We start from the raw sequence: 24,540 nt of genomic DNA on the forward strand, positions 1-24,540 counted from the left end.
CCACGCTGAGCATCAAGGTCGCGGGCAATGTGGATGGCCCGAACGAAATCGTGAGCATCGGCGGCGTGGACTTCGCGCTCGATGCCAACAAGACGCAGGTCATCACGGTGGGCAGCGACAGCCTGTCGGTGGCCCACACGACGGCGGGCGGCTTCGTTATCACGAAGTCGGGCGGCGGCGTGATGTCGCAGGCCAGCCTGGACGCGCTGATCCGTGGCATCACGTACCGCCAAGCGAGCAGCACCGCGACGGCCGGCGATCGCACGCTGACCTTCACGCTGACGGACGTCGGCGGCGCGGTGTCGCCCGCGGCGGTGGCGAAGATCTCGGTCGTGCCGGGCAACCATGCACCGGTCGCGGGCGACGACTCGCTGAGCACGAATGAAGACACGGCCCTCGCGTTGAACCTGCTCGCCAACGACACGGACGCCGATGGCGACGCGCTGCACATCGCTTCGATCAATGGCGTGGCCATCACGCCGGGCGCGGCACAGGACATCGCGGTGCCGCACGGCACGGTCAAGGTCGCGGCCAACGGCAGCATGACTTTCGTGGCGGATGCCGACTACAACGGCCCGGTCGCTTTCGACTACGTGGTGGCGGACACCGCGGGCGCGACGGGCACGGGCCATGTGGCGATCGCCGTGAAGCCAGTCAACGACGCACCGGTCGCCACCGCGGACACCGGGACCATTGCGGAAGACAAGGAGCTCACGGTCCCGGCGTCCTCCGGCCTGCTGGCCAACGACCGCGACGTGGACGGCGACACCCTGGCCGTCAGTGGCTTCACCGTCGCCGGCATCGCCGGTTCGACGGCGCCCGGCCAGGCGATGTCGATCCCGAACGTCGGCGTGCTCACCATCAACGCCGACGGCGGCTACACCTTCGTGCCCGCCAGGGACTTCAACGGTGCGGTGCCCACCATCACCTACACCGTGAGCGACGGCCAGGGCGGCACCGCCACGGCCACGCTGAACCTCGTGGTCATGTCGGTGAACGATGCGCCGGTGCTGGACCTCGACGCCGGCGGCAGCGCCGCCGAGCCCCTCAGCCTGACCGGCAGCACGAGCGGCGGCAACAACGACCCCACCGCGCCGAACACGTTCGGTGGCAATGGCACCACCACGGGCACCTTCAATTCGCCCGACGGCGCCACGTCCAGCGGCGCCCCGTCGACCTTCGATTTCGCGTTCACGCCGACGGCCGGCGCTGCCAGCTCGGTGGAATCGGTGATCAACCTGAACACCATCGACAGCACCTTCCGGATCACCGTGAATGGCCAGAACATCTGGTCGGGCGCCACGGAGTTCGAGGTCGAGTTCATGTCGGCCAACATGTTGCCGACATCGACGGGCCTGAAGTTCGTCGCCGACCCGAGCGTGCAGATGACCGAGTTCTGGGAGCCCAACGCGAACGGCCTGCCACGCGTGCAGGTCCGCATCACCGCCGACGGCATCGAGTTCTGGGGCACGTCCACCCCCACGTCCACCACGCTGGAACGCATGATGCCGGCCAGCGGCACCTTCGCCGCGCCCGGCTTCGTCGAGGGCGTGAACCACATCGCCCTCACGTTCTTTGACATCGGTGACTCCACGGCGTCCGGCACGGTCACCGTGGCCGACAGGCCGCACGACTACGCCGCCAGCTACACCGAAAACGGCGCCGGCGTTTCCATCGCCGCACCCGCGGCCATGGTGAGCGACGTGGACAGCGCCAACATGCAGTCGGCCACGATCACCCTGACCAACAAGCAGGCCGGCGATCTGCTGCAAGTCAACGGCAGCTCGGCCGCATCGGGCACCGTCAACGGCCTGGCCTACACGCTGGTGGACAACGGCGGCACCGTCACGGTGACGCTGACGGGTGCCGCGAGCAAGGCGGCTTATGCCGACGCGATCGAGTCGATCACCTTCCTCAACTCGACCGACAACCCGGCCGCGAACCCGGTGCGCGACATCACCGTGCAGGTCAGCGACGGCAGCGCGGGATCCAATGTGGCGCACACGCGGATCACCGTGATCCCGGTGAACGATGCCCCCGTGGCGCATGACGACGTGCTGTCCGTGAACGAGGATGCGACGCTGGTGTTGAATCTGACCGCCAACGACACCGACGTCGACGGCGACACACTGCACGTGACCTCGGTCAACGGCGTCGCGCTGACGCCGGGCGTCGCGCAATCCATCGCCGTGCCGAACGGCAAGGTCAATGTGGCCGCAGACGGCACGATGAGCTTCGTGCCGGATGCCAACTACAACGGCACGGTCGGCTTCGACTACGCGGTGGTCGATCCTTCCGGCCTGAGCAGCACGGCGCATGTGCAGATCCAGGTCGCGCCGGTCAACGACGCGCCGGTGGTTGTGAACGACGGGCCGGTGGCCACCGCGCCCAACAAGCCGGTCTCCGGCAATGTGCTGGCCAACGACAGCGATGTGGATGGCGACAAGCTGACCGTCACGCAGATCAGCGTCGACAAGAACGGCGACGGCGTGGCGGACGTCATCAATGTGCCGGCCAACGGCAGCGCCACGGTCGCGCTCACCGACAAAAGTGGCAACGCGATCGGCTCGATCACGGTCGGCCCGGATGGCGCGTACACCTTCACGCCCGCGCCGGCCTATGACGGCAAGGTTCCCGCGGTGACCTACACGGTCAGCGACGGCACCGACATGGCCACCGGTTCGCTCACGTTCCAGGACGTGCCGAACACCGCCCCCACGGTGGCCAACGAAGGCCCGGTCGCCACGACCCCGAACACGCCGGTGTCGGGCAATGTGCTGGCCAACGACAGCGACACTGACGGCGACAAACTGACCGTCACGCAGATCAGCATCGACATGAACGGCGACGGTATTGCGGACCTCATCGACGTGCCCGCTGGCGACAGTGTCAAGGTCGACCTCGCCGACAAGAACGGCAACGCCATCGGCTCGATCACGGTCGGCTCCAACGGCGACTACACCTTCACGCCGGCTGACGCCTATGACGGCAAGGTGCCCGCGGTGGGCTACACGGTCAGCGACGGCACCACGACCGGCACCGGTACGCTCACGTTCCAGGCCGTGCCCAACACGGCGCCCACGGTGGCCAGCGAAGGCCCGCTCGTCACGACCCCGAACACGCCCGTGTCTGGCAACGTGCTTACCAACGACAGCGACGCGGATGGCGACACGCTGACGGTGACCCAGATCAGCATCGACAAGAACGGCGATGGCATTGCCGACCTCATCGACGTGCCTGCCGGCGACAGCGTCACGGTCGAACTGACCGACAAGAATGGCAAGGCCATCGGTTCGATCACGGTGGGCGCCGACGGCGACTACACCTTCACGCCGGCCGACGCCTATGACGGCAAGGTTCCCGCGGTGACCTACACGGTCAGCGACGGCACCACCACGGCCAATGGCTCGCTCACGTTCCAGGACGTGCCCAATACGGCACCCACGCTGGTCAACGACGGCCCGGTCGTCACGACCCCGAACACGCCCGTGTCCGGCAACGTGCTCGCCAACGACAGCGACGCAGACGGCGACACCCTGACGGTCACGCAGATCAGTATCGACAAGAATGGCGACGGCATTGCCGACCTCATCGACGTGCCCGCTGGCGACAGCGTCACGGTCGAACTGACCGACAAGAACGGCGTTTCAATCGGCTCGATCACGGTGAGCTCCAATGGCGACTACACCTTCACGCCGGCCGACGCCTATGACGGCAAGGTTCCCGCGGTGACCTACACGGTCAGCGACGGCACCACCACGGCCAATGGCTCGCTCACGTTCCAGGACGTGCCGAACAACGCCCCCGCGGTGGCCAACGAAGGCCCGGTGGCCACCACCCCGAACACCCCGGTCTCCGGCAACGTGCTTGCCAATGACAGCGACGCCGACGGCGACACGCTGACGGTCACGCAGATCAGTATCGACAAGAACGGCGACGGCATTGCCGACCTCATCGATGTGCCTGCTGGCGACAGCGTCACGGTCGAGTTGACCGACAAGAATGGCGCTTCCATCGGTTCGATCACGGTGGATGCCAACGGCGACTACACCTTCACGCCGGCCAACGCCTATGACGGCAAGGTGCCCGCGGTGGGTTACACGGTCAGCGACGGCACCACCACGGCTAGCGGATCGCTCACGTTCCAGGACGTGCCCAACACGGCGCCCACGTTGGTCAACGACGGCCCGATCGCCACGCAACCGAACACCCCGGTGTCTGGCAACGTGCTCACGAACGACAGCGACGCCGACGGCGACACGCTGGTGGTCACGCAGATCAGCGTGGACATGAACGGCGACGGCATCGCCGACCTCATCGACGTCCCTGCTGGCGACAGCGTCACGGTCGAACTGACCGACAAGAACGGCAAGGCCATTGGTTCGATCACGGTGGACGGCAACGGCGACTACACCTTCACGCCGGCCGACGCCTATGACGGCAAGGTGCCCGCGGTGGGCTACACGGTCAGCGATGGCACCACCACGGCCAGCGGATCGCTCACGTTCCAGGACGTGCCCAACACGGCGCCCACGTTGGTCAACGACGGCCCGATCGCCACGCAACCGAACACCCCGGTGTCTGGCAACGTGCTTACCAACGACAGCGACGCGGACGGCGACAAGCTGACGGTCACGCAGATCAGCATCGACATGAATGGCGATGGCATTGCCGACCTCGTCGACGTGCCTGCCGGCGACAGCGTCACGGTCGAACTGACCGACAAGAGCGGCGCTTCCATCGGTTCGATCACGGTGGGCGCCAACGGCGACTACACCTTCACGCCGGCCGACGCCTATGACGGCAAGGTGCCCGCGGTGGGCTACACGGTCACGGACGGCACCACCACCGGCACCGGTACGCTCACGTTCCAGGACGTGCCCAACACGGCCCCCACGCTGGTCAACGACGGCCCGGTCGCCACGCAACCCAACACTCCGGTCTCCGGCAACGTGCTGGCCAACGACAGCGACGCCGACGGCGACAAGCTGACGGTCACGCAGATCAGCATCGACAAGAACGGCGACGGCATTGCCGACCTCATCGACGTGCCCGCTGGCGACAGCGTCACGGTCGAACTGACCGACAAGAACGGCAAGGCTATTGGTTCGATCACGGTGGGCGCCAACGGGGACTACACCTTCACGCCGGCCGACGCCTACGACGGCAAGGTTCCCGCGGTGAACTACACGGTCAGCGACGGCACCACCACGGCCAATGGCTCGCTCACGTTCCAGGACGTGCCGAACAACGCCCCGGTCGTGAAGCCCGAAGGCCCGGTCGCCACGCAACCCAACACCCCGGTCTCCGGCAACCTGCTGGCCAACGACCGCGATGCCGATGGCGACACGCTGACGGTCACGCGGATCAGCGTGGACATGAACGGCGACGGCATTGCCGACCTCATCGACGTGCCTGCTGGCGACAGCGTCACGGTCGAACTGACCGACAAGGCCGGAAAGGCCATCGGCTCGATCACCGTGGATGCCAATGGCGACTACACCTTCACGCCTGCCGACGCCTACGACGGCAAGGTGCCCGCCGTGACCTACACGGTCAGCGATGGCACAGATCCGTCCACCGGTTCGCTCACGTTCCAGGACGTGCCGAACAACGCGCCCACGGTGGCCAACGAAGGCCCGGTGGCGACCGACCCGAACACGCCCGTCTCCGGCAACCTGCTGGCCAACGACAGCGACACTGACGGCGACAAGCTGACGGTCACGCAGATCAGCATCGACAAGAACGGGGACGGCATTGCCGATCTCATCGACGTGCCCGCTGGCAAGAGCGTCACGGTGGATCTCACCGACAAGAGCGGTGCTTCCATCGGCTCGATCACGGTTGGCTCCGACGGTGCGTACACCTTCACGCCTTCAACGGCCTACGACGGCAAGGTGCCAGCGGTGACCTACACGATCAGCGACGGCACCGACACGGTCGATGGCACGCTCAGCTTCCAGGACGTGCCGAACAATGCGCCGACCGTTGCCAACGAAGGCCCGGTCGAGACGAAGCCCAACACGCCCGTGTCGGGCAACGTGCTGGCCAACGACAGCGACGCCGACGGCGACAAGCTGACGGTGACCCGGATCAGCATCGACAAGAACGGCGACGGCATTGCGGACCTCATCGATGTGCCCGCTGGCGACAGCGTCACGGTCGACCTCACCGACAACGGCAAGTCGATCGGCTCGATCACGGTCGGCTCCGACGGTGCGTACACCTTCACGCCAGCCGACGCCTACGACGGCAAGGTGCCTGCTGTGACCTACACGGTCGGCGACGGCACCGACACGGTGGATGGCACGCTCAGCTTCCAGGATGTGCCGAACAATGCGCCGACAGTGGCCAACGAAGGCCCGATCGCAACGACCCCGAACACGCCCGTGTCCGGCAACCTGCTGGCCAACGACTCTGATGCCGACGGCGACAAGCTGACGGTCACGCAGATCAGCATCGACAAGAACGGCGACGGCATTGCCGACCTCATCGACGTGCCCGCTGGCGACAGCGTCACGGTCGAACTGACCGACAAGAAGGGCGCCTCGATCGGCTCGATCACGGTCGGCTCCGACGGTGCATACACCTTCACGCCGGCAACGGCCTATGACGGCCAGGTTCCCGCGGTTGGCTACACCGTCAGCGACGGCACCGACACGTCCACCGGTTCGCTCACGTTCAAGGACGTGCCGAACAATGCGCCCACGATCGCCAACGATGGCCCCGTGGCAACACTGCCCAACACGCCCGCCAGCGGCAACGTGCTCGCCAACGACAGCGACGTCGACGGCGACAAGCTCACGGTCACGCAGATCAGCATCGACAAGAACGGCGACGGCATTGCCGACCTCATCGACGTGCCTGCTGGCGACCGCGTCACGGTGGACCTCACCGACAAGGACGGCAACGCGATCGGCTCGATCACGATCGGCTCCGATGGCGCCTACACCTTCACGCCGGCTGCCGGCTTCGACGGCAAGGTACCCGCGACCACGTACACCGTTTCGGACGGCACTACCACCGGCACCGGCACGCTGAGCTTCCAGGACGTGCCGAACAATGCGCCCACGGTTGCAAACGAAGGCCCGGTCGAGACGAAGCCCAACACGCCCGTCTCCGGCAACCTGCTGGCCAACGACAGCGACGCCGACGGCGACAAGCTGACGGTGACCCGGATCAGCATCGACAAGAACGGCGACGGCCTTGCCGACCTCATCGACGTGCCCGCTGGCGACAGCGTCACGGTCGAACTGACCGACAATGCCGGCAAGGCGATCGGCTCGATCACGGTGGGCGCCAATGGCGACTACACCTTCACGCCAGCCGACGCCTATGACGGCAAGGTGCCTGCGGTGACCTACACGGTCAGCGACGGCACCGACACGTCCACCGGCACGCTCACCTTCCAAGACGTGCCGAACAATGCGCCCACAGTGGCCAACGAAGGCCCGATCGCCACGACCCCGAACACGCCCGTGTCCGGCAACCTGCTGGCCAACGACAGCGACGCCGACCACGACAAGCTGACCGTCACGCAGATCAGCATCGACAAGAACGGCGACGGCATTGCGGACCTCATCGACGTGCCCGCTGGCGACAGCGTCACGGTCGAACTCACCGACAAGAGTGGCAAGGCGATCGGCTCGATCACCATCGGCTCCGACGGTGACTACACCTTCACGCCTGCAACGGCCTATGACGGCAAGGTGCCCACCATGACCTACCAGGTCAGCGACGGCACCGTGAGCGTGCCCGGCACCCTGAGCTTCCAGGACGTGCCCAACACGCCCCCGGTCGTCAGGAACGACGGCCCCTTCGACACCGCGCCGAACTACCCTGAAATCGGCAACCTGCTGGCCAACGACACCGATGCCGACGACGACAAGCTGACGGTCACGCAGATCCGCGTGGACCTGAACGGCGACGACACCGACGAAGCCATCGACGTGCCCGCCAACGGTTCCGTCACGGTCAAGATGACCCACAAGGACGGCTCGCTCATCGGCTCGCTCACGATCAGCTCGAACGGCGACTTCGTCTTCATGCCGGCCGAGTCCTATCACGGCGAAGTGCTGCCGGTGACCTACACGGTCAGCGACGGCACCACCACAGCCCGGGGCACGCTGTCCTTCGTCGACGTGCCCAACACGGCGCCCGTCGCGGCCAACGACGGCCCGGTCGCCACCACCCGCAACTCGCCGGTGTCCGGCAACGTGCTGGCCAACGACTCGGACGCCAACAACGACGTGCTGACGGTCACGCAGATCAGCATCGACCGCGACGGCGACGGCATCCCCGACGTCATCACGGTGCCCGCCAACGGTACGGCCAGCGTCGAGCTGACCGACAAGAGTGGCGCTTCGATCGGCACGCTCACCATCGGCTCCGACGGCGCGTACACCTTCACGCCGGCGAAGAACTACGAGGGCCCGGTGCCCGAGGCGACCTACACCGTGACCGACGGCGAAGCCACCGGCACCGCCAGGCTCAGCTTCCAGGACGTTCGCAACGCGCCGCCGGTTCTGGCCGAAAAGCCCCCGGTCGAAACCGCCGGCCAGGACAAGTCTGCCAAGGGCAACCTGCTCACCGGCGACACCGACCCGGACGGCGACACGCTGACGGTCATCGGCTTCACCGTCGACGTCGACGGCGACGGCATCCCCGACACCTTCACGGTGACCCCGGGCGCGCCGACCACGACGACGATCAGGGACGCCGAAGGCAACCCCATCGGCACGATCACCATCGGCTCCGACGGTTCCTTCAAGTTCACCGTCGATACCGGCTTCAGCGGCCCGGTGCCCCAGGTGGTCTACACCGTCACCGACGGCACGGCCACGGGCCAAGGCACGTTGAAGATCGCGGATGTGCCCAACCTGCCGCCGGTCATCGATGGCGGCCTGGTCAACACGGTCGATGGCGGCAAGCCGTTGAACGTCCCTGGCGACAAGGGCGTGCTCGTCAACGCCCGCGATCCCGAAGGCCGCCCGCTCGCGGTCACCGATTTCACGGTGCCTGGCGTCCAGGGCCCCGTCACGGCCGGCGAGCCGATGAACATCCCCGGCGTGGGTGTCCTGACCATCAACCGCGATGGCAGCTACAGCTTCGTGCCGGACGCGCACTACGCAGGCGACCTTCAGGTGGCCTTCACGGTGAGCGACGGGCAGGGCGGTACCACGACCGGCGCGCTGACGCTGCATGTGAAGTCGGCGGTCGGCAACGCTGTCGCCTTCGGCAAGGCGACTGATCCCGCCAGCGCTGCGCCCGGCGCTGCGATCGCGGCGGGCGACGTGCCCTACCGCGGCGACTATCCCTTCGTCTTCGAGCCGACGGACGACAACGGCCACACCGTCGAGTCGCAACGCCTCAGCGTGCAGGGCGCGGTACTGGATGCCGTCAACGCCATCAGCTCGCTCGAAGGCAACGCGTCGCTCGACGCCGACGGCGTGGTGCTCCAGGCCGTCAACGCCATCGACTCGCTGCACGGCAGCTCGCTCGAGAGCACGGGCCACTCGCTGGGCATGGCCACGGGCAGCAAGGTGGTCTCCAGCGCCAGCGGAGACAACGCGCTGCACCAGCAGGTCGAAGGCTCGGCGCTGCATGGACGCGACGGCTTCGACACGCCAGTGCGCGCTATCGCGTCGCTGCCCATCGGCACCGACCTGCACCTGGAACTCGTCTCGCGCGGTCAGCAGTCCTGGCTCGACGTGAGCGATGCGGGCAAGGGCCGCACGGCCATCGTCTCCGTCAGCGCCACGCTGGCCGACGGCAAGGCGCTGCCGAGCTGGATCCGCGTGGATGGCCGTGGCCACATCGCGATCGAGCGTCCGGTGGGCACCGACCAGCTGACCCTGCGCATCACCGTGACGCGCAAGGACGGCGCGTCGCGCACGCACACCGTGGAGATCGACAACAACGCCGCCGAAATGCGCCAGTTGGGCAAGAGCATCGACCACAAGGCCTGGGGCAAGGACAAGCCCGCCAAGGCGGCCGATCGCAGCGCCTCGCTGCCCTTCTCGCAACAGGTGGCGCAAGCCAGCCGCCCCGCGGAAACGGTCGATTCGGCGCTGATGGAACTCCTGGGCTGATCCGACTCACAACAAGAAGCAAATCTGCTGAAGAAAGGCTGGACCACCCGGCCCTCACCCGCCCATCGCCCGTCTCATCGCGGTGCGACGGGCGGGTATTTTTTTGCCCCGAAAGTGCGCTTTTGCCCTCGTCCGATAATCGATCGATGCTCTTCCTGTTGTCCCCCGCCAAGTCGCTCGACTACGAAACCCCCGTTCCCGCCAGCCTCCCCGCCACGCAACCGGTGTTCGAAGGCGCGAAGGGCCCGTCCGACGAGCTGATCGCCCTGATGCGCAAGAAGTCGCCGCAGCAGATCGCCGAGCTGATGCATCTGTCGGACAACCTCTCCGCGCTCAATTTCGCGCGCTACGCAGCCTGGTCCAGCCAATCCACGGCGAAGAACGCAAAGCAGGCCGCGCTGGCCTTCGACGGCGACGTCTACGGCGGCCTCGACGCCAAGACGCTCAAGCCGAAGCAGCTCGAATGGGCGCAGGAACACGTCGTGATCCTCAGCGGCCTCTACGGCGTGCTGCGGCCACTCGACCGGCTGCAGCCGTACCGCCTGGAAATGGGCACGCCGCTGGCCAACCGGCACGGGCACAATCTCTACGACTTCTGGGGCACGCGCATCTCGGAGTACCTCAACGAGCGCGCCGCGGCGGACCGCACACCGGTGGTCATCAACCTGGCGTCCAACGAGTACTTTCGTGCGGTCGATCGCAAGGCCCTGAAGGCGCGCGTCGTCGAATGCGTGTTCGAGGAGTGGAAGGGCGACCGCTACAAGGTCATCAGTTTCTTCGCCAAGCGTGCGCGCGGCCTCATGGCGCGCTGGGCGATCCTGCACAAGGCCGCAACGCCGAAGGCGCTCGAGAAGTTCGATCTCGAGGGTTATTCTTTTGACGCCGGCGCATCGAAGCCCGATCGCCTGGTCTTTCGGAGGAAAACGCAATGAGCAGTGGGCAAGCAATCAGCCCCGAATTGCGCCAGTGGATGGTGGCGCAACTCGCGGCTGGCCATTCGATCCCGGCCTTGCGCATCTCGATGCGCGAGGCGGGCTGGCATGACGACGTGGCCGATGCGGCGCTGGCCGAACTCGGGCCCTTGGCGCCCATGGGCGTGGCCGCCGCACCCGAGCCGCCGCGCCAGATGCCCGGGCCCGACCTCACCGACTCCCCGCTGGAAGTCGAGGCCGACGGCCGCAAGATCACGATCCTGCAGACCATGCAGAACCCGCGCGTGGTGGTGTTCGGCAACCTGCTTACGGACGAGGAGTGCGAAGGCCTCATCGCCGCCGCACGCGTGCGCCTCGCGCGCTCGCTCACCGTGGAGACCAAGACCGGTGGTGAAGTGCTCAACGTCGACCGCACCAGCGACGGCATGTTTTTCGAGCGCGGCGAGAACGACATCGTCAAGGCGCTGGAGTCGCGCCTGGCCGCGCTGCTGCGCTGGCCTATCGAATACGGCGAAGGCCTGCAGATCCTGCGCTATGCGCCGGGGGCGCAGTACCGCCCGCACTACGACTACTTCGACCCGGTCGAGCCCGGCACGCCGACCATCCTCAAGCGCGGCGGCCAACGCGTCGCCACGCTGGTGATGTACCTGCAGTCGCCCGAGCGCGGCGGCGGCACCACCTTCCCAGACGTCGGCCTGGAGGTCGCGCCCGTGCGCGGCACCGGCGTCTTCTTCAGCTACGACCGACCGCATCCGACGACAAAGACGCTGCATGGCGGCGCCCCCGTGCTGGCCGGCGAAAAATGGGTGGCCACCAAGTGGCTGCGTGAAAGAGAGTTCAAATGAAAGTGAAAGCGAACGGCCTGCAGATCGAGGTCGATGACAGCGGCGCCGACGGCAGCCAGAACGAGCGCCCGGTGGTGCTGCTGATCATGGGCCTGGGCATGCAGTTGATCGGCTGGCCCGACTACTTCGTGCAGCCGCTGGTCGATGCGGGCTTCCGCGTGATCCGCCATGACAACCGCGACATCGGCCTGAGCCAGGGCTTCGAGCACACCGGCCAGCGCAGCATCGTGTGGCAGAGCATCCGCCAGAAGATCGGCCTGCGCGTGCAGTCGGCCTATTCCCTGCAGGACATGGCCAACGATGCGCTCGGCGTGCTCGATGCGCTGGGCGTGCAGAAGGCCCACATCGTCGGCGCGTCCATGGGCGGCATGATCGCGCAACGTGTCGCGGCCACCGCGCCGCAGCGTGTGCTGAGCCTCACCAGCATCATGAGTTCCAGCGGCGCGCGCGGGCTGCCCGGCCCGCGGCCCGAGGTGGCGCGGGGGCTGTTCAGCCGGCCCACCAGCCGCGACGAGGATGCGCTGGTCGACTTCAGCGTCAAGTTCGTGAACCTGATCGGCAGCCCGGCCTACCCGAACGAACCCGCCGCGCTGGCGAGGCGCGTGCGCACCGGCATCCGGCGCGCCTACCGGCCGGACGGCCTGGTGCGACAGATGCTCGCCATCGGCGCCGACAACCAGCGCCCGACAGTGCTCGCCAACATCAAGAGCCCGACCCTCGTCATTCACGGCGACGCCGACAAGCTGGTGCCCATCGAATGCGGGCATGACACGGCCCGGCGCATCCCGGGCTCGCGTTTCGTGTCCGTGCCGGGCATGGGGCACGACCTTTCGCCGAAGTTGTCGGATGTGCTGATGGGGCACATCATTCCGTTCTTGCGGGGGCCGGCATGACCCTGTTGAACACGCCGCAGGAATCACAGCTTGGCAAGGCTTCGGCCTATATCGACCAGTACGACGCCAGCCTGCTGTTCCCCATCGCACGCGCCACCCAGCGCGAGGCCATGGGCATCAAGGACGGTGCCTTGCCCTTCTTCGGCGCCGACCTCTGGACCGGCTTCGAGCTGAGCTGGCTCAATCCGCGCGGCAAGCCGCAACTGGCCATCGTGCATTTCACGATCCCGTGCGAGACGCCGAACATCATCGAGAGCAAGTCCTTCAAGCTCTATCTCAACAGCTTCAACAGCACGGTGTTCGCGAGCGCCGATGCGGTGCGCGACCGCTTGCGCGCCGACCTGTCCGAGGCCACCTGGCGCGGCAGCGATCGCAGCGGCACCATCGGCGTGCGCCTGGTCCTGCCCGATGCCTTCGACCAGGAGCCGGTGCATGAGCTGGACGGCCTGAACCTCGACCGGCTCGACATCGAATGCACGCACTACCAGCCCGCGCCGGAGCTGCTGCGCGCCGACCAGGACGAGGTGCATGTGAACGAAACACTGACCAGCCGCCTACTCAAGAGCAATTGCCTGGTCACCGGCCAGCCCGACTGGGGCAGCGTGCAGATCCGCTACAGCGGTGCGCCCATCGACCAGGCCGGGCTGCTCGCGTACATCGTGAGTTTTCGCAACCACAACGAATTCCACGAGCCCTGCGCCGAGCGCATCTTCATCGACATCTGGCAGCGCTGCCAGCCGACCAAGCTGGCCGTCCATGCGCGCTACACCCGGCGCGGCGGCCTGGACATCAACCCTTTTCGTACCAGCTGGCCGCAGGACTTGCCTGCCAACATCCGCACCGCGCGACAGTAGGCCCGCTCCTACAGCCCCCGCGCGCTGGCGGGACCATACTCACGGCTTCGACAATTTCCCCTGGAGGGCCGCCCTTGAACGTCTTGATCGTTGACGACAACGAGTCTGCGGCCGACCTGCTGCAGGAGCTGCTCTCGTTGCAGGACCACACTGCCCGCTGCTGCTACAACGCGCGGCAGGCGCTCGATGCCTCGGCGGCTGAACAGTTCGACGCGGCGCTCATCGACCTCTCGCTGCCCGACCTGCCCGGCAGCGAGGTCGCCCGCCACCTGCGCAGCACCGCCGGTGCACGCCCGCCACTGCTGGTCGCGATATCCGGTTACTCCGAGCAGGACTCGACCGGCGCGAACGCACGCGCACTGTTCGACCACTACCTGCAGAAGCCGATCGATTTCGACGCGCTCGACCGCATCCTCGCGGCGCCGCGCGTGCCCGCTTCTGCATGAAGGCTTCGCCCAGCGCCAGGAGCTGGATCGCGGCGGGCGTTCGGCACGAGTTGCTGACGCGTGCGTTGCCTGCCTTGCGCCACGACATGGTGGCGCCGGTGTCGGTCATCCGCATGGGCTTGCTGATGCTCAAGCGCCAGGTGACGGCGGACCCGATCGATGCCTCGACCTGCGCCCAGCGCCTGGAACTGGTGGAAAGCCAGGTCGGCGCGCTGGTGGCCGGTGTGCGCTCCCTGCGTGACTGGGAACTGGCCACCACTGACGAGGGCATCACGCGTTCGGCACTCGTTGCGCAGTGCGTTTCGCTGATGCGCGCGGCTTATGAGATGCAGGGTATCGCGCTCGATGTCGACCCGGCGCTGGAGCCTGTCGAAGGTGAGACGCATTGGCCCCAGTCGGCCGCCTTGCGCTACCTGCTGCTGGGCGCGATGGGCCATTTGCATGACAGCATCCAGGGCCTCGGCGCGGTCCGCATCTCGCCCGAGGGTGCGCACGCGCTGCGACTGACCGCCGTCACGCATGACCAGGAAGGCGCGCCGCGCGACAGCGCAGACGCGCACCGCGCACCCCGCGCCTTGGCCATCGATGCCATCGCGCTGCAAAGCCTGGCGGACGACCTGGGCTATGCGGTGACGCGAGACGACTCGACCTTGCGCCTCGATTTCGGCACGGCCTGAGTTCGCGACGTGCGGCGGCGTTGCAGCCGCAGGAATGCCAGCAACCGCGTCTCCGCGCCACGCAACCGGCGCACGCTGGACGTGCGGCCAGCGATCTCCTTCCAGATGTCGTTCATCGCGCCCGCATCGGCTGCGAGGCTGCTGCCCAGCGCCAGCACCGCGGGATGGACGTAGGCCTTGCGGCAGACGGCCGGCGTGTTGCCGAGTCGCGCGGCCACCGCGGCAAGTATTTCCTTGGTGCCCTGGCGCGTGGCGCCCGGCGTGCCGCATGACTGCGCGTTGCATGCCAGCCGCGTGAGCTCCAGCGCCTGCACGGTGCCATGCCAGGTGCGGAAATCCTTGGCGGTGAACTGGCCGTCGGGCGCGGCTTCGCGCAGGTAGTCGTTCACATCGGTGGAGGAAACACTGCGCGGCGTGCCGTCCGCGTCTTCGTACTGGAAAAGTTCCTGCCCCGGCAGTTGCTGGCAACGCCGCACCACGCCGGCCAGGCGCGGATCGTCGACGCGCGCCTCGTGCATCACGCCGCCCTTGCCCCGAAAGCGCAGCCTCAGGGCGCCGCCGCGCACTTCGGCATGGCGGTTGCGCAAGGTGGTCAGGCCGTAGGAGCCGTTGCTGCAGGCGTATTCCTCGTTGCCCACGCGCAGGAAGGTGGTGTCGAGCAAGCGCACCAGCGTGGCCAGCACCAGCGAACGCGCCAGCGGGGCGCCACGGCCAGGGCGCAGGTCCCGCTCGACGCGGGCACGAATGCGCGGCAGCGCCCGCCCGAAGGCTTCCAGCCGCTCGAACTTGGCCTGGTCCTTCAGCGCGCGCCAGCCGGCGTGGTAGCGGTATTGGGTGCGCCCGCGCGCGTCCAGGCCGGTCGCCTGCAGGTGGCCGTTGGCCAGCGGGCAGATCCACACGCGCTCGTAGGCCGGCGGGATCGCCAGTTGGCGGATGCGCGCAATTTCCTCCGCATCGCCGATCCATTCCCCATTCGTATCCCGGTAGCGGAATTTGGTACCGGTTTTGACGCGCGAGAAGCCCGGCATGTCTGGCCTTACGTAGACAAGGCTCCGACCATCGGCCATCAGAGGTCTAGGTTCGCTCTTCATGTCACGTTATTCACGGATACTTTTTTGGGAGAAATCAAAAAAACGGCGTGAGTTGTGGTATTGGAATAAGTTACCGCTGCGTGCCGTTTCTGCCTCAGAAACTCACGGGAGCGTTCCATGTCGATACCACCGCCAGACGCCACGCGCCTGAATTTCCCTGTTTCCGTCCCTGGCGCGAACCCGCCATGAGCGCCGCCCGGCCGCCCGAAGGCGCTCGCACCGCAGCGCGCAGCGCGGAGGTTGCCCGATGAGCGCAGGCCACGAGGCACCCGGGCGCTACGAGTCGCTGCGAACCTGCAGGGCCGTCGCGGCCATCCTGCTGGTGTGCTTCCACCTTTCCGACAACCTTGCGCGACCCAAGTACTTCGGCAGCGATGCCGCGCCGCTGGAGCAGTTCTTCGCCCTCGGCGGGCATGCCCGCGTCGCGTTCTTCTTCGTGCTCAGCGGCTTCATCATCACGCTGATGCATCGAAAGGACATCGGCACGCCGGGTCGGCTGCTGCCGTACCTGCGCAAGCGGGTGACGCGCATCTATCCGACCTACCTGCTGGTCTTTTCCTGCGCATACTTGGCGTCCTTGAGCCTGCCGTCGCTGCGCGACAGTGCACCGACGGACCTGGGCGTGCTGCTCAAGTCGCTGCTGTTGCTGCCGCAGGACCCGGCCGTGGTCGGCGGCACCGGGGCGCCGGTCCTCTACGTGGTCTGGTCGCTCCAGTACGAGATGGTGTTCTATGCGGCAATGGCTCTCGCCATCGTTCATCGCATGCTGCTGGCCGGCGCCTTGCTGCTGTTCGTGTTGAACATGGCGTGGCACCTGTTCACCGGCAGCACGTCCTTCCCGGGGAGCTTCTTCGCCAACGACCTGCTGCTGCTGTTCGGCATCGGTGCGGCAACGGCCTGGGTGGTGCAGCGCGACGACTGGCGCCTGCGCCGTCCGGGTTGGGTGGCCGCGGCGGCCGGTGGGAGTTTCTTCGGGATCGGGGCGTTGGCCGAGATCCTCGATGGCGCCGTGCCGCTGCCGCTGCTGCACATGGGCTACGGCCTGTTCGCCGCCATCCTGATCGTGGCGCTGGTGCAGGCAGAGCAGCAGCGCCAGCCCGGACGGCGCTTCGGCAATCGTTTCACCGCGCTCGTCGGGGATGCCTCCTATGCGCTTTTCCTGCTTCACCTTCCATTGCTGGCGCTGTTGACCAGGGTGGCCGTGGGCGCGGGGCTGCATGGCGTGGGGGGCATGCTGGTCACCTTCGTGCTCATCCTGGCGGCTTGCGTGGCGGTGGCCATCGCCTTTCACCAGTGGATCGAGCGTCCCCTGCTCAAGGGGCTGGCGCCGTGCAGGCCGAAGCAGCGGACTTCCGCTTCGATCGGACTGCGGGGGCACGAGCCGGCTGCGCGTTGAAGCGCACGGCGCGCGGGGCAGGGCGCGAGCGATGGACAGGCGGACGGCTGTGGACATGCTGCCGATATGCCGCTGAATCGAATCCGTCGACGTAGGACGCGACGGGTATTGCCGGTGCGGCTTGCGCTCGGCAGGGCTAGCGCTGCACGGGTTGCAGGTGCCGCACCACGTTGAAGTCGAACGGCGTCCACCGGCTCACCGTGACACCGGCCTGGCGCAGGCCGCGGCCGGTCCAGTTGTTGCAGGTCTCGATCATGCTGTAGCGGCCTTCGGCCTCGTAGAAGGCATCGTTGGGGCCGTAGCGCACCCCGGCGACCAACGTGGCGCGGCCCTGCGGCAGGGAGGCGCGCACGTAGTCGCGCAACAGGTCGTGCTGGCGCTGCGAGAGCGGCAGGCGGTGGGCCTGCTTCTCGAGTTCAGCGCGGCGCAGCCAGGTCACGTGCAGCACCGATCGGTGGATGCCTGCCAGCGCACCGAGCGCGCGCTTCACGGTCAGGTCGGCCCAGGTCGGTGTGTAGAGGTAGAAGTCGCGGTCGCCCCAGCCGATGGCGATGTAGTCGGCGTCGGGCGGCACAGCGCGGGCATCGGCGGGCGGGAACAGCTGCGACCAGTCGGTGCCATGGCCGCGCAGTGGCAGCACGATATCGGTGTGCACGCCATTGCTGAGCACCCAGGCTTCGATGTTGCGGTCTTCAGCGGGCGGCGATGCGTTGGCCGGCCAGAACATCAGCGCGCCCGCTACCGCAACGTACACCAACGCGATGACGAACGGCGCCAGCAGCACCAGCGCGAACCAGAGGAGAGGGCGCCACATGGGGGCTTCAGAACAGCCAGGCCGTCGTGGCCTGCGCATCGTCGTCGGTGCGCACCCGCTTGCCGGCCGTCGTCACGGTGCTGGCCGTCAGGGCCTCGCCGGCGCGAACCAGCGTGCCCACCCGCACGCCCAGCAGGCGCAGCGGGCGTTCCAGCGGCACCCGCTTGAGGCATTGCCCGGCGACCTGGCGGATCGTCTTGCCGTCGGCGGTGAAGGTGGGCATGGTGTGGTCGCGCGTGGCGGTCTTGAAATCGTCGTAGCGCAGTTTGATGCCGATGGTCTTGCCGACATAGCCCTTGCGCTGCAAGTCCTCTCCGACCTTCTCGCAGAGCTGCGTGAAGATCGTGCCGAGCTCGGCCCGGTCGCGCACCGCGTGCAGGTCGCGCTCGAAAGTGGTCTCGCGGCTCATCGACACGGGCTCGCTCTCGGTCACCACGGGCCGGTTGTCGCGGCCCCAGGAGACCTCGTGCATCCAGGCGCCGCTGGACTTGCCGAAGTGGGCGATCAGCCAGTCGCGCTCCTTCGCCGCGATCTCGCCGACCGTGTGGATGCCGAGGCCTTTCAACTTCTCGTCCGCCTTCGGTCCGATGCCATTGACCTTGCGCGCGGCCAGCGGCCAGATCTTCGATTCCAGGTCGCTCTCGTACACGATCGAGATGCCGTTCGGCTTGTTGAACTCGCTCGCCAGCTTGGCGATGAGCTTGTTGGGCGCCACGCCGATGGAGCAGGTGAGGCCGGTGGCCTGCAGGATCGACTTCTGGATCAGCCGCGCCAGCACGCGCCCGCCTTCGCGCTGGCCGCCGGGCACGTCGGTGAAGTCGATGTAGACCTCGTCCACGCCGCGGTCCTCCATCACCGGCGCGATCTCGCGGATGGTGCTCTTGAACAGGCGCGACAGGCGCCGTACCTCGTCGAAGTCCACCGGCAGCACGATGGCCTGCGGGCACAGCTTGGCCGCCTTCATCATGCCCATCGCCGAGCCGACGCCGAACTGCCGCGCCGCATAGGTGGCCGTGGTGATGACGCCGCGGCCGACGTAGTCCTTCAGCAGCGGAAAGGCTGCGACCGGCACCTCGTGCAAGGGCAGGCCGGCATGGTCGCGCGACAGGATCTCGTCCACCTTGCGCCGCCCGCCGCCGATCACCATCGGCAGGCCCTTCAACTGCGGATAGCGCAGCAACTCGACCGACGCGAAGAAGGCGTCCATGTCGAGATGGGCGATGCGGCGAATGGGCGGGGTGGTGGAGTCGGGCGGCGGCACTGCGGGCATTTTCGCGCGATGCCGGTGTTTCCTAGCGTCGCTCGACGGTGACGAGCAGGGGCGAGTCGAACATCGCCACGGGGGAGATCACTGGCTCGTCCAGCGGCACTTGATCGCCGTAGCGCTCGCGCATCCTGGCGCGCACCGCAGGATCGGAGAGGTTGAAGTCCCGGATGCGGGCCAACTCGCCGATGCGCACGCCGGTGGCGCGCTGGTAGAGCTTCCAGACCAGTTCGGAACAGTAGATGCGCTGGTCCGACCATTCGAAGGTGAGGTCGTACCGACGGCCCTCGAAGGCACCCGCCTCCGTGCGCAGGCGGGCCAGGGTGGCCGGTGTCAGCACAGCGTCGGCATCGCCCAGGCGCTTGACCACGTAATGCCCGCCGTTGCCGCGCGCGGTCCATTGCGCCAGCGGTGTGTAACGCACCGTGTCCACCGCCTCGAACACGAAGGGCTTGCCGTCCCGGTACAGGACCATGCCCATGTGGCTGTAGCGCGAGCCCGTGGCGCGCTGTACGGCCACGCTCTGGGCCGAGCGCGAGGTGTGGAAGATGATATCGCCGTCCTTCAGCACGGCAGCCTGGGCAGTGCCGCCGCCGGCAAGAAAAGCCGTGGCCAGTGCAACGGCGGCGGAAGTTTGCGATCTCGACATGGGACGAATTGTGCTTCGGGCGGCTTGCGCTGCGCGATGGCACAGGTCATCATCAACGCATGCAACCCGTTGCCTCCACCCTCTGGCACCGACTCGACCTTCCAGGCCACGATGCCTGCCGGCTCGATCGCCAGGGTGATTCGTGGCAGCTGGACGGAACGGCCCTGTTCCGGCAGTCCGATGGCCGCATCGCGCAACTGCATTACCGCGTGCGCTGCGACAAGAACTGGCACACCCAATGGGGCACGGTGCGGGGCTGGATGGGCGGCAGCGCGATCGACTTCTCGGTGGCGCGCGGCGCGCATGGCGAGTGGAAGCTCAACGACGTGCCGGCGCACGACCTGGCGCATTGCGTGGACCTCGACCTGGGTTTCACGCCGGCCACCAACCTGATCCAGCTGCGCCGGCTGAACCTCAAGCCCGGCGAGGCCGCCGATGCGCCGGCCGCCTGGCTCGACGTGGAGGACGGTGGATTGACCCTGCTCGCGCAACGCTATGAGCGCCGCGACAACAACAGCTACTGGTACCAGGCGCCGCGCTTCGACTACGCCGACCTGCTGCACGTGACGAGCGAAGGCTTCGTGCGCGAGTACCCGCGGCTGTGGATGGCGGAGCGCTAGCAGACTGTTGAAATACGTTTCGGGGTCGCGGCGGTGTCTTTGCGGGATGAGATGCAAGGCGCAGTGCGCCGCATGGGCTTATGCCCATGCAAGCGCTGCAACGCCGCAGATCGCCCGCAAAGGCACCGCCCCGAAGGGTTTGCGAGATAAAGGGCCTGCTGGGGCGTTACGAGGCTCGGTCGTACGCGCGGTACGACGCTTCGCCTCGCGCCTACCATCAGGCCCTTTCTCTCGCAAACGCGACCCCGTAACGTATTTCAACAGCCTGCTAGCTCCTTTCCCTACGCTTCGTCAGGCCTCCGCGCGCAGGCCGCGTGGATACTGTGGCGTTCCTCATCGAGCGGACGAACCGCCCGCCCATCCCAACGGAATCCATGAAGCGAACCGGACCCAGTCTCACCGCCCGCGGCGTCGCCGCCAGTCGTGCCGCCCATCAACTGCTCGACCGACCCGTGGTCATGGACGACCCGATCGCGGTGCCGATCATCGGCCGCGAGGATGCCGACCGCATCGCGCTCGGCGGGCGCTTCTTCGACAACGAGGCCGCACGCGCGCTGCGGGCCTTCGTGGTGGCGCGCGCCCGGTTCGCGGAGGCGGAGCTGGCGGCGGCGGTCGAGCGGGGCGTCGGCCAGTTCGTCGTGCTCGGCGCCGGGCTCGACACCTTCGCCTACCGCAATCCGTACCCGGCTTCGAAGCTGCGCGTGTTCGAGGTCGACCATCCGAACACCCAGGCCTGGAAGCGCGAGCGCCTGGCGGAGGCTGGCATCGCCGAGCCTGGCCCGCTGCGCTATGTGAGCTGCGACTTCGAACACCAGGACCTGGCGACGGAACTGCGCGCCGCAGGCTTCAAGCGCGACCAGCCGGCCTTCTTCTCGTGGCTCGGCGTCTCGATGTACCTGGAGCACGAGGTGGTCATGGACATGATGCGCTTCTTCCGGTCCTTGCCGGCGGGCAGCGGCGTGGTGTTCGACTACCTGGCGCCGGTCGAGAGCCTGGGCTACGTGCGCCAGATCCTGATCGGCATGCTGACCGTGCAACTGGCCTGGATGGGGGAGCCGTGGAAGTCCTACTTCGATCCGCGAGAGCTTGCGGAAGCGCTGGAGGCGCTGGACTTCGCGCATGTGAGCGACCTGGGGCCGGATGACCTGAACGCGATGTACTTCCCGGACCGGCCCGACCAGCTGATGGCCGGCGGGCTGGGGCACATGATGACCGTTCGCGTCTGAAGGCATCACGGCGGGTCGCGCTTCGTGCATTTGTGTGCACTTCGCGCGACAGCGGGTGTTGTCACCGATTCAGTTCACTGAAACATAAGTTAACAATTGGGTAAATTTTCGAGGCCCAATCGTGATGAATGCTTCTCGCTGGATCAGATCAGTCCGTCGCTACCTGAGTGGTTTCTGGAGAGGCCCGAGAAGACACAGGCTCGCGCGGCCGGCGCCTCGCGTGATGTCGTTCGAGGGTGGGCCGACCGCGGTGCCACCGCAGACCACCGCGTCGCGGGCGCCCGCGCGGAACGTGCCGCCGACAGCGCCATTGGCGTCTGCGGTGCGCGCGGCGCAGGCCAAGGCGGTGGCCGTCGCGACCGCGGTCCCTGCGGCGACGGTCTTGGCAGATGCCCCAGTCAAACCCGTTGCGCCTGCGGCGGCCGCACCCTCGCAACCGGAATCGACGCCTCGCATCGAACCGACCCTGGCGCCACCACTGGCACCGATGGCCGCAGCGCCCGTCAAGAAGGCCGTTTCCGTGGTCCCGGTCGACTGGGAAGAGCAACTCAGCAAGCCCCCCGCACCCAAGCCGGAGCCGCCGCTAGTCGTCGCCGCGCCCGTGGCCGTGCCCGCGGTCGCCAAGCCGATGCGTTCGCTCGAGGAAGTCCGGGCTGACCTGGCGCGACTGCGCGCGAGTGCCAAGGAGCGTCACACGTTGGCGCCCGTCAAGCGCGACACGCATTTCGAGCCGACCGACTTCCAGGATTTCGTCGTGCCGGAACCTCGCCCGGAACCCGACAGCTACGCGCCGACGGCGTACATGGGCTTCACCAACCTGAAGCCGCTTCCGGCGACGCCGCAGCGCGACGATTGAAGCGGTCTGGCGAGGAACCGGCGCATGTCGCGCTGTCCCTGTACTTCGCGGGGAGCGCCCGGCAGACCATGCCCTCCGGTCGCCTTCACTGTGACGGTCGCTGCGCGACTCCCCTGCGGTGCTCGCTTTCCGCGGGGTCCACATGAACTCGCCTTCGGCTCAGACAGCATGTGGCCCTGACCCGCGGAAAGCTGCGCTCCTCGGCGCCACAGAGGCGGCGACCGGAGGGCATGGTCTGCCGGGCTTGGCGTGATCGGAGGTTGTAGCGTCTCGAAGAGTCAAAACAGCGCCATGCAATCGCCGCTGACCGTGGGCCCGTTGCAGCCCCCGCGGCCGTGAAGCCGAAGTCGAAGCAACGGTGCAGTGAAGCGGCGCAGCGTGTTGCCGCTCAGCGGCGCCAGAGCCCGTCGATCAACCCCGGAGCCCGGCATGCGGTGCGCGACGGATGCCGCCTCTGTGCCGCTGAAGCGCGCAGCGTTTGGCGGATCAGGGCCATGTGCTGTTTGAGCGAAGCGAGTTCACATGGACCCCGCCGAACGCGAGCACTGCAAGGGAGTCGCGAAGCGACCGGCACAGTGAAGGCAGCCGGCGCGCACCGCATGCCGGGCGGACTTGGCAGTGCGCCACATTCCCGCAACAGGCCCAATCGGGTCAGGCTCAGAACGTCCCCGGCACCAGGATGCTCGAATCCACCTGGTCGATCTTCGTCCGCCCGCAGAAGGCCATCGTGATGTCCAGTTCCTTGTGCAGGATCTGCAGCGCCCGCGTCACGCCTTCCTCGCCGAAGGCGCCGAGCGCATAGAGGAAGGTGCGGCCGATCAACGTGCCCTGCGCGCCGAGGGCACGGGCCTTCAACACGTCCTGCCCGCTGCGGATGCCGCCATCCATCCAGACCTCGATTTCACGGCCCACGGCATCCGCGATGGCAGGCAGCGCCTCGATGGAGGATTGCGCGCCATCGAGCTGGCGCCCGCCATGGTTCGACACGATCAGTGCATCCGCGCCGCTCGCGACGGCCAGCCGCGCGTCTTCCACGTCCATGATGCCCTTGAGGATGATCTTGCCGCCCCAGCGCTTCTTGATCCATTCGACATCTGCCCAGCTCAGGGCCGGGTCGAACTGCTCGGCTGTCCATGACGAGAGCGAGGACACGTCGCCCACGTTCTTCGCATGCCCGACGATGTTGCCGAAGGTGCGGTGCTTGGTATTCAGCATGCCCATGCACCAGCGCGGCTTGGTGGCCAGGTTGATGAGGTTGGCAATGGTCGGCTTGGGCGGCGCGGTGAGGCCGTTCTTGATGTCCTTGTGGCGCTGGCCGAGCATCTGCAGGTCGAGCGTGATCTGCAGCGCCGAACAGTTGGCGGCCTTGGCCCGGTCGATCAGGCGCTCGACGAAGTCGCGGTCCTTCATCACGTAGAGCTGGAACCAGAACGGATGCCCATTGGTGGCGGCGGCGATGTCTTCCAGCGAGCAGATGCTCATGGTCGACAGCGTGAACGGAATGCCGAAGGCCTTGGCCGCCTTCGCACCAAGGATCTCGCCGTCGGCATGCTGCATGCCGGTCATGCCGGTCGGCGCGATGGCCACCGGCATGGCGACCTCCTGGCCGAGCATGGTGGTGCGGGTCGAGCGGCCTTCCATGTTGATGGCCACGCGCTGGCGCAGCTTGATCTTCTGGAAGTCGCTTTCGTTGGCGCGGTAGGTGCCCTCGGTCCATGCGCCGGAGTCGGCGTAGTCGTAGAACATGCGCGGCACACGGCGCTTGGCGATCACTCGCAGGTCTTCGATGCAGGTGATCTTGGAAAGGTCGGTCACGTCGCGGTTTCCTGGCTGGTTAACGATTGCAGCCGGCATTATCGGCAGGTGGGCTGGAACTTGTGCGATGC

The 24,540-nt window shown here is 67.2% G+C and carries 16 protein-coding genes; 11 read left to right on the top strand and 5 right to left on the bottom strand.

Translation table 11 applies throughout. The features are described 5' to 3' along the window. Nucleotides 1-50: 50 nt before the first annotated feature. From WKW79_RS15970 to WKW79_RS16000, 7 genes are all read left to right on the top strand, one after another. Nucleotides 51-10,091: an Ig-like domain-containing protein gene (locus WKW79_RS15970; protein WP_340336154.1), complete on the top strand. Its 10,041-nt coding sequence runs from the start codon at nt 51-53 to the stop codon at nt 10,089-10,091. A 146-nt stretch (nt 10,092-10,237) separates the two neighbouring features. Continuing rightward, nucleotides 10,238-11,023, top strand: a complete 786-nt coding sequence (gene yaaA, locus WKW79_RS15975) for a peroxide stress protein YaaA (protein WP_340336155.1) — start codon at nt 10,238-10,240, stop codon at nt 11,021-11,023. After that, nucleotides 11,020-11,868, top strand: coding sequence for a 2OG-Fe(II) oxygenase (locus WKW79_RS15980; protein WP_340336156.1), 849 nt, complete (start codon nt 11,020-11,022; stop codon nt 11,866-11,868). Before yaaA ends, WKW79_RS15980 begins: the two co-directional genes overlap by 4 nt. Further along, entirely contained in the window at nt 11,865-12,761 is an 897-nt protein-coding gene (locus WKW79_RS15985; RefSeq protein ID WP_340336157.1) for an alpha/beta fold hydrolase, read from the top strand. The genes WKW79_RS15980 and WKW79_RS15985 overlap by 4 nt, the downstream gene beginning before the upstream one ends. A gap of 5 nt (nt 12,762-12,766) precedes the next feature. Continuing rightward, nucleotides 12,767-13,615 carry an NADPH-dependent 7-cyano-7-deazaguanine reductase QueF gene (gene queF, locus WKW79_RS15990; protein ID WP_340336416.1) on the top strand — a complete coding sequence of 283 codons (849 nt, stop codon included), beginning with the start codon at nt 12,767-12,769 and terminating at the stop codon, nt 13,613-13,615. Nucleotides 13,616-13,689: 74 nt separating this feature from the next. Beyond that, nucleotides 13,690-14,061 carry a response regulator gene (locus tag WKW79_RS15995; RefSeq protein ID WP_340336158.1) on the top strand — a complete coding sequence of 124 codons (372 nt, stop codon included), beginning with the start codon at nt 13,690-13,692 and terminating at the stop codon, nt 14,059-14,061. Beyond that, nucleotides 14,058-14,738, top strand: coding sequence for a hypothetical protein (locus WKW79_RS16000; RefSeq protein WP_340336159.1), 681 nt, complete (start codon nt 14,058-14,060; stop codon nt 14,736-14,738). Before WKW79_RS15995 ends, WKW79_RS16000 begins: the two co-directional genes overlap by 4 nt. On the opposite strand, the gene WKW79_RS16005 is transcribed toward WKW79_RS16000, so the two are convergent. Next, nucleotides 14,684-15,829: a DNA topoisomerase IB gene (locus WKW79_RS16005; RefSeq protein WP_340336160.1), complete on the bottom strand. Its 1,146-nt coding sequence runs from the start codon at nt 15,827-15,829 to the stop codon at nt 14,684-14,686. The two genes, WKW79_RS16000 and WKW79_RS16005, sit on opposite strands and share 55 nt — an antisense overlap. Nucleotides 15,830-16,076: 247 nt before the next feature. On the opposite strand from WKW79_RS16005, the gene WKW79_RS16010 reads away from it, so the two are divergent. Beyond that, nucleotides 16,077-17,225: an acyltransferase family protein gene (locus WKW79_RS16010; protein WP_340336161.1), complete on the top strand. Its 1,149-nt coding sequence runs from the start codon at nt 16,077-16,079 to the stop codon at nt 17,223-17,225. Nucleotides 17,226-17,361: 136 nt separating this feature from the next. Here the strand turns inward: WKW79_RS16010 and WKW79_RS16015 are convergent, their stop codons facing one another. The 3 genes from WKW79_RS16015 to WKW79_RS16025 are packed head-to-tail and all read right to left on the bottom strand — an operon-like array spanning nt 17,362 to nt 19,952. Then, nucleotides 17,362-18,039 carry a TIGR02117 family protein gene (locus WKW79_RS16015; RefSeq protein WP_340336162.1) on the bottom strand — a complete coding sequence of 226 codons (678 nt, stop codon included), beginning with the start codon at nt 18,037-18,039 and terminating at the stop codon, nt 17,362-17,364. 7 nt (nt 18,040-18,046) lie between these two features. Further along, nucleotides 18,047-19,309, bottom strand: coding sequence for a DNA polymerase IV (gene dinB, locus WKW79_RS16020; protein WP_340336163.1), 1,263 nt, complete (start codon nt 19,307-19,309; stop codon nt 18,047-18,049). Between the two features lie 22 nt (nt 19,310-19,331). Next, nucleotides 19,332-19,952: a YiiX family permuted papain-like enzyme gene (locus WKW79_RS16025; RefSeq protein ID WP_340336164.1), complete on the bottom strand. Its 621-nt coding sequence runs from the start codon at nt 19,950-19,952 to the stop codon at nt 19,332-19,334. Between the two features lie 59 nt (nt 19,953-20,011). Here WKW79_RS16025 and WKW79_RS16030 point away from each other — a divergent pair, with 59 nt between their 5' ends. The 3 genes from WKW79_RS16030 to WKW79_RS16040 all read left to right on the top strand — a co-directional run bounded on the left by WKW79_RS16030 (nt 20,012) and on the right by WKW79_RS16040 (nt 22,654). Continuing rightward, on the top strand, nt 20,012-20,572 hold the full coding sequence (locus tag WKW79_RS16030; protein ID WP_340336165.1) for a putative glycolipid-binding domain-containing protein: 561 nt from the start codon (nt 20,012-20,014) through the stop codon (nt 20,570-20,572). 374 nt (nt 20,573-20,946) lie between these two features. Beyond that, the gene (locus WKW79_RS16035; RefSeq protein WP_340336166.1) at nt 20,947-21,798 is read left to right on the top strand and encodes a class I SAM-dependent methyltransferase; all 852 of its coding nucleotides are present in this window, start codon (nt 20,947-20,949) and stop codon (nt 21,796-21,798) included. 223 nt (nt 21,799-22,021) lie between these two features. After that, nucleotides 22,022-22,654, top strand: coding sequence for a hypothetical protein (locus tag WKW79_RS16040; RefSeq protein WP_340336167.1), 633 nt, complete (start codon nt 22,022-22,024; stop codon nt 22,652-22,654). 657 nt (nt 22,655-23,311) lie between these two features. On the opposite strand, the gene WKW79_RS16045 is transcribed toward WKW79_RS16040, so the two are convergent. Continuing rightward, nucleotides 23,312-24,469, bottom strand: coding sequence for an alpha-hydroxy acid oxidase (locus WKW79_RS16045; RefSeq protein ID WP_340336168.1), 1,158 nt, complete (start codon nt 24,467-24,469; stop codon nt 23,312-23,314). Nucleotides 24,470-24,540 lie beyond the last annotated feature (71 nt).

The sequence above is a fragment of the Variovorax robiniae genome, from assembly GCF_037889955.1.
GTDB classification, from domain to species: Bacteria; Pseudomonadota; Gammaproteobacteria; order Burkholderiales; family Burkholderiaceae_C; genus Variovorax; species Variovorax robiniae.

Coding starts and splice junctions, on each gene's coding strand:
- dinB (WP_340336163.1), bottom strand. CDS start 19,309: ATGCCCGCAGTGCCGCCGCCCGACTCCACCACCCCGCCCATTCGCCGC.
- WKW79_RS16010 (WP_340336161.1), top strand. CDS start 16,077: ATGAGCGCAGGCCACGAGGCACCCGGGCGCTACGAGTCGCTGCGAACC.
- WKW79_RS16015 (WP_340336162.1), bottom strand. CDS start 18,039: ATGTGGCGCCCTCTCCTCTGGTTCGCGCTGGTGCTGCTGGCGCCGTTC.
- WKW79_RS16005 (WP_340336160.1), bottom strand. CDS start 15,829: ATGAAGAGCGAACCTAGACCTCTGATGGCCGATGGTCGGAGCCTTGTC.
- WKW79_RS16035 (WP_340336166.1), top strand. CDS start 20,947: ATGAAGCGAACCGGACCCAGTCTCACCGCCCGCGGCGTCGCCGCCAGT.
- WKW79_RS16025 (WP_340336164.1), bottom strand. CDS start 19,952: ATGTCGAGATCGCAAACTTCCGCCGCCGTTGCACTGGCCACGGCTTTT.
- WKW79_RS15980 (WP_340336156.1), top strand. CDS start 11,020: ATGAGCAGTGGGCAAGCAATCAGCCCCGAATTGCGCCAGTGGATGGTG.
- yaaA (WP_340336155.1), top strand. CDS start 10,238: ATGCTCTTCCTGTTGTCCCCCGCCAAGTCGCTCGACTACGAAACCCCC.
- WKW79_RS16000 (WP_340336159.1), top strand. CDS start 14,058: ATGAAGGCTTCGCCCAGCGCCAGGAGCTGGATCGCGGCGGGCGTTCGG.
- WKW79_RS16040 (WP_340336167.1), top strand. CDS start 22,022: ATGTCGTTCGAGGGTGGGCCGACCGCGGTGCCACCGCAGACCACCGCG.
- WKW79_RS15985 (WP_340336157.1), top strand. CDS start 11,865: ATGAAAGTGAAAGCGAACGGCCTGCAGATCGAGGTCGATGACAGCGGC.
- WKW79_RS16030 (WP_340336165.1), top strand. CDS start 20,012: ATGCAACCCGTTGCCTCCACCCTCTGGCACCGACTCGACCTTCCAGGC.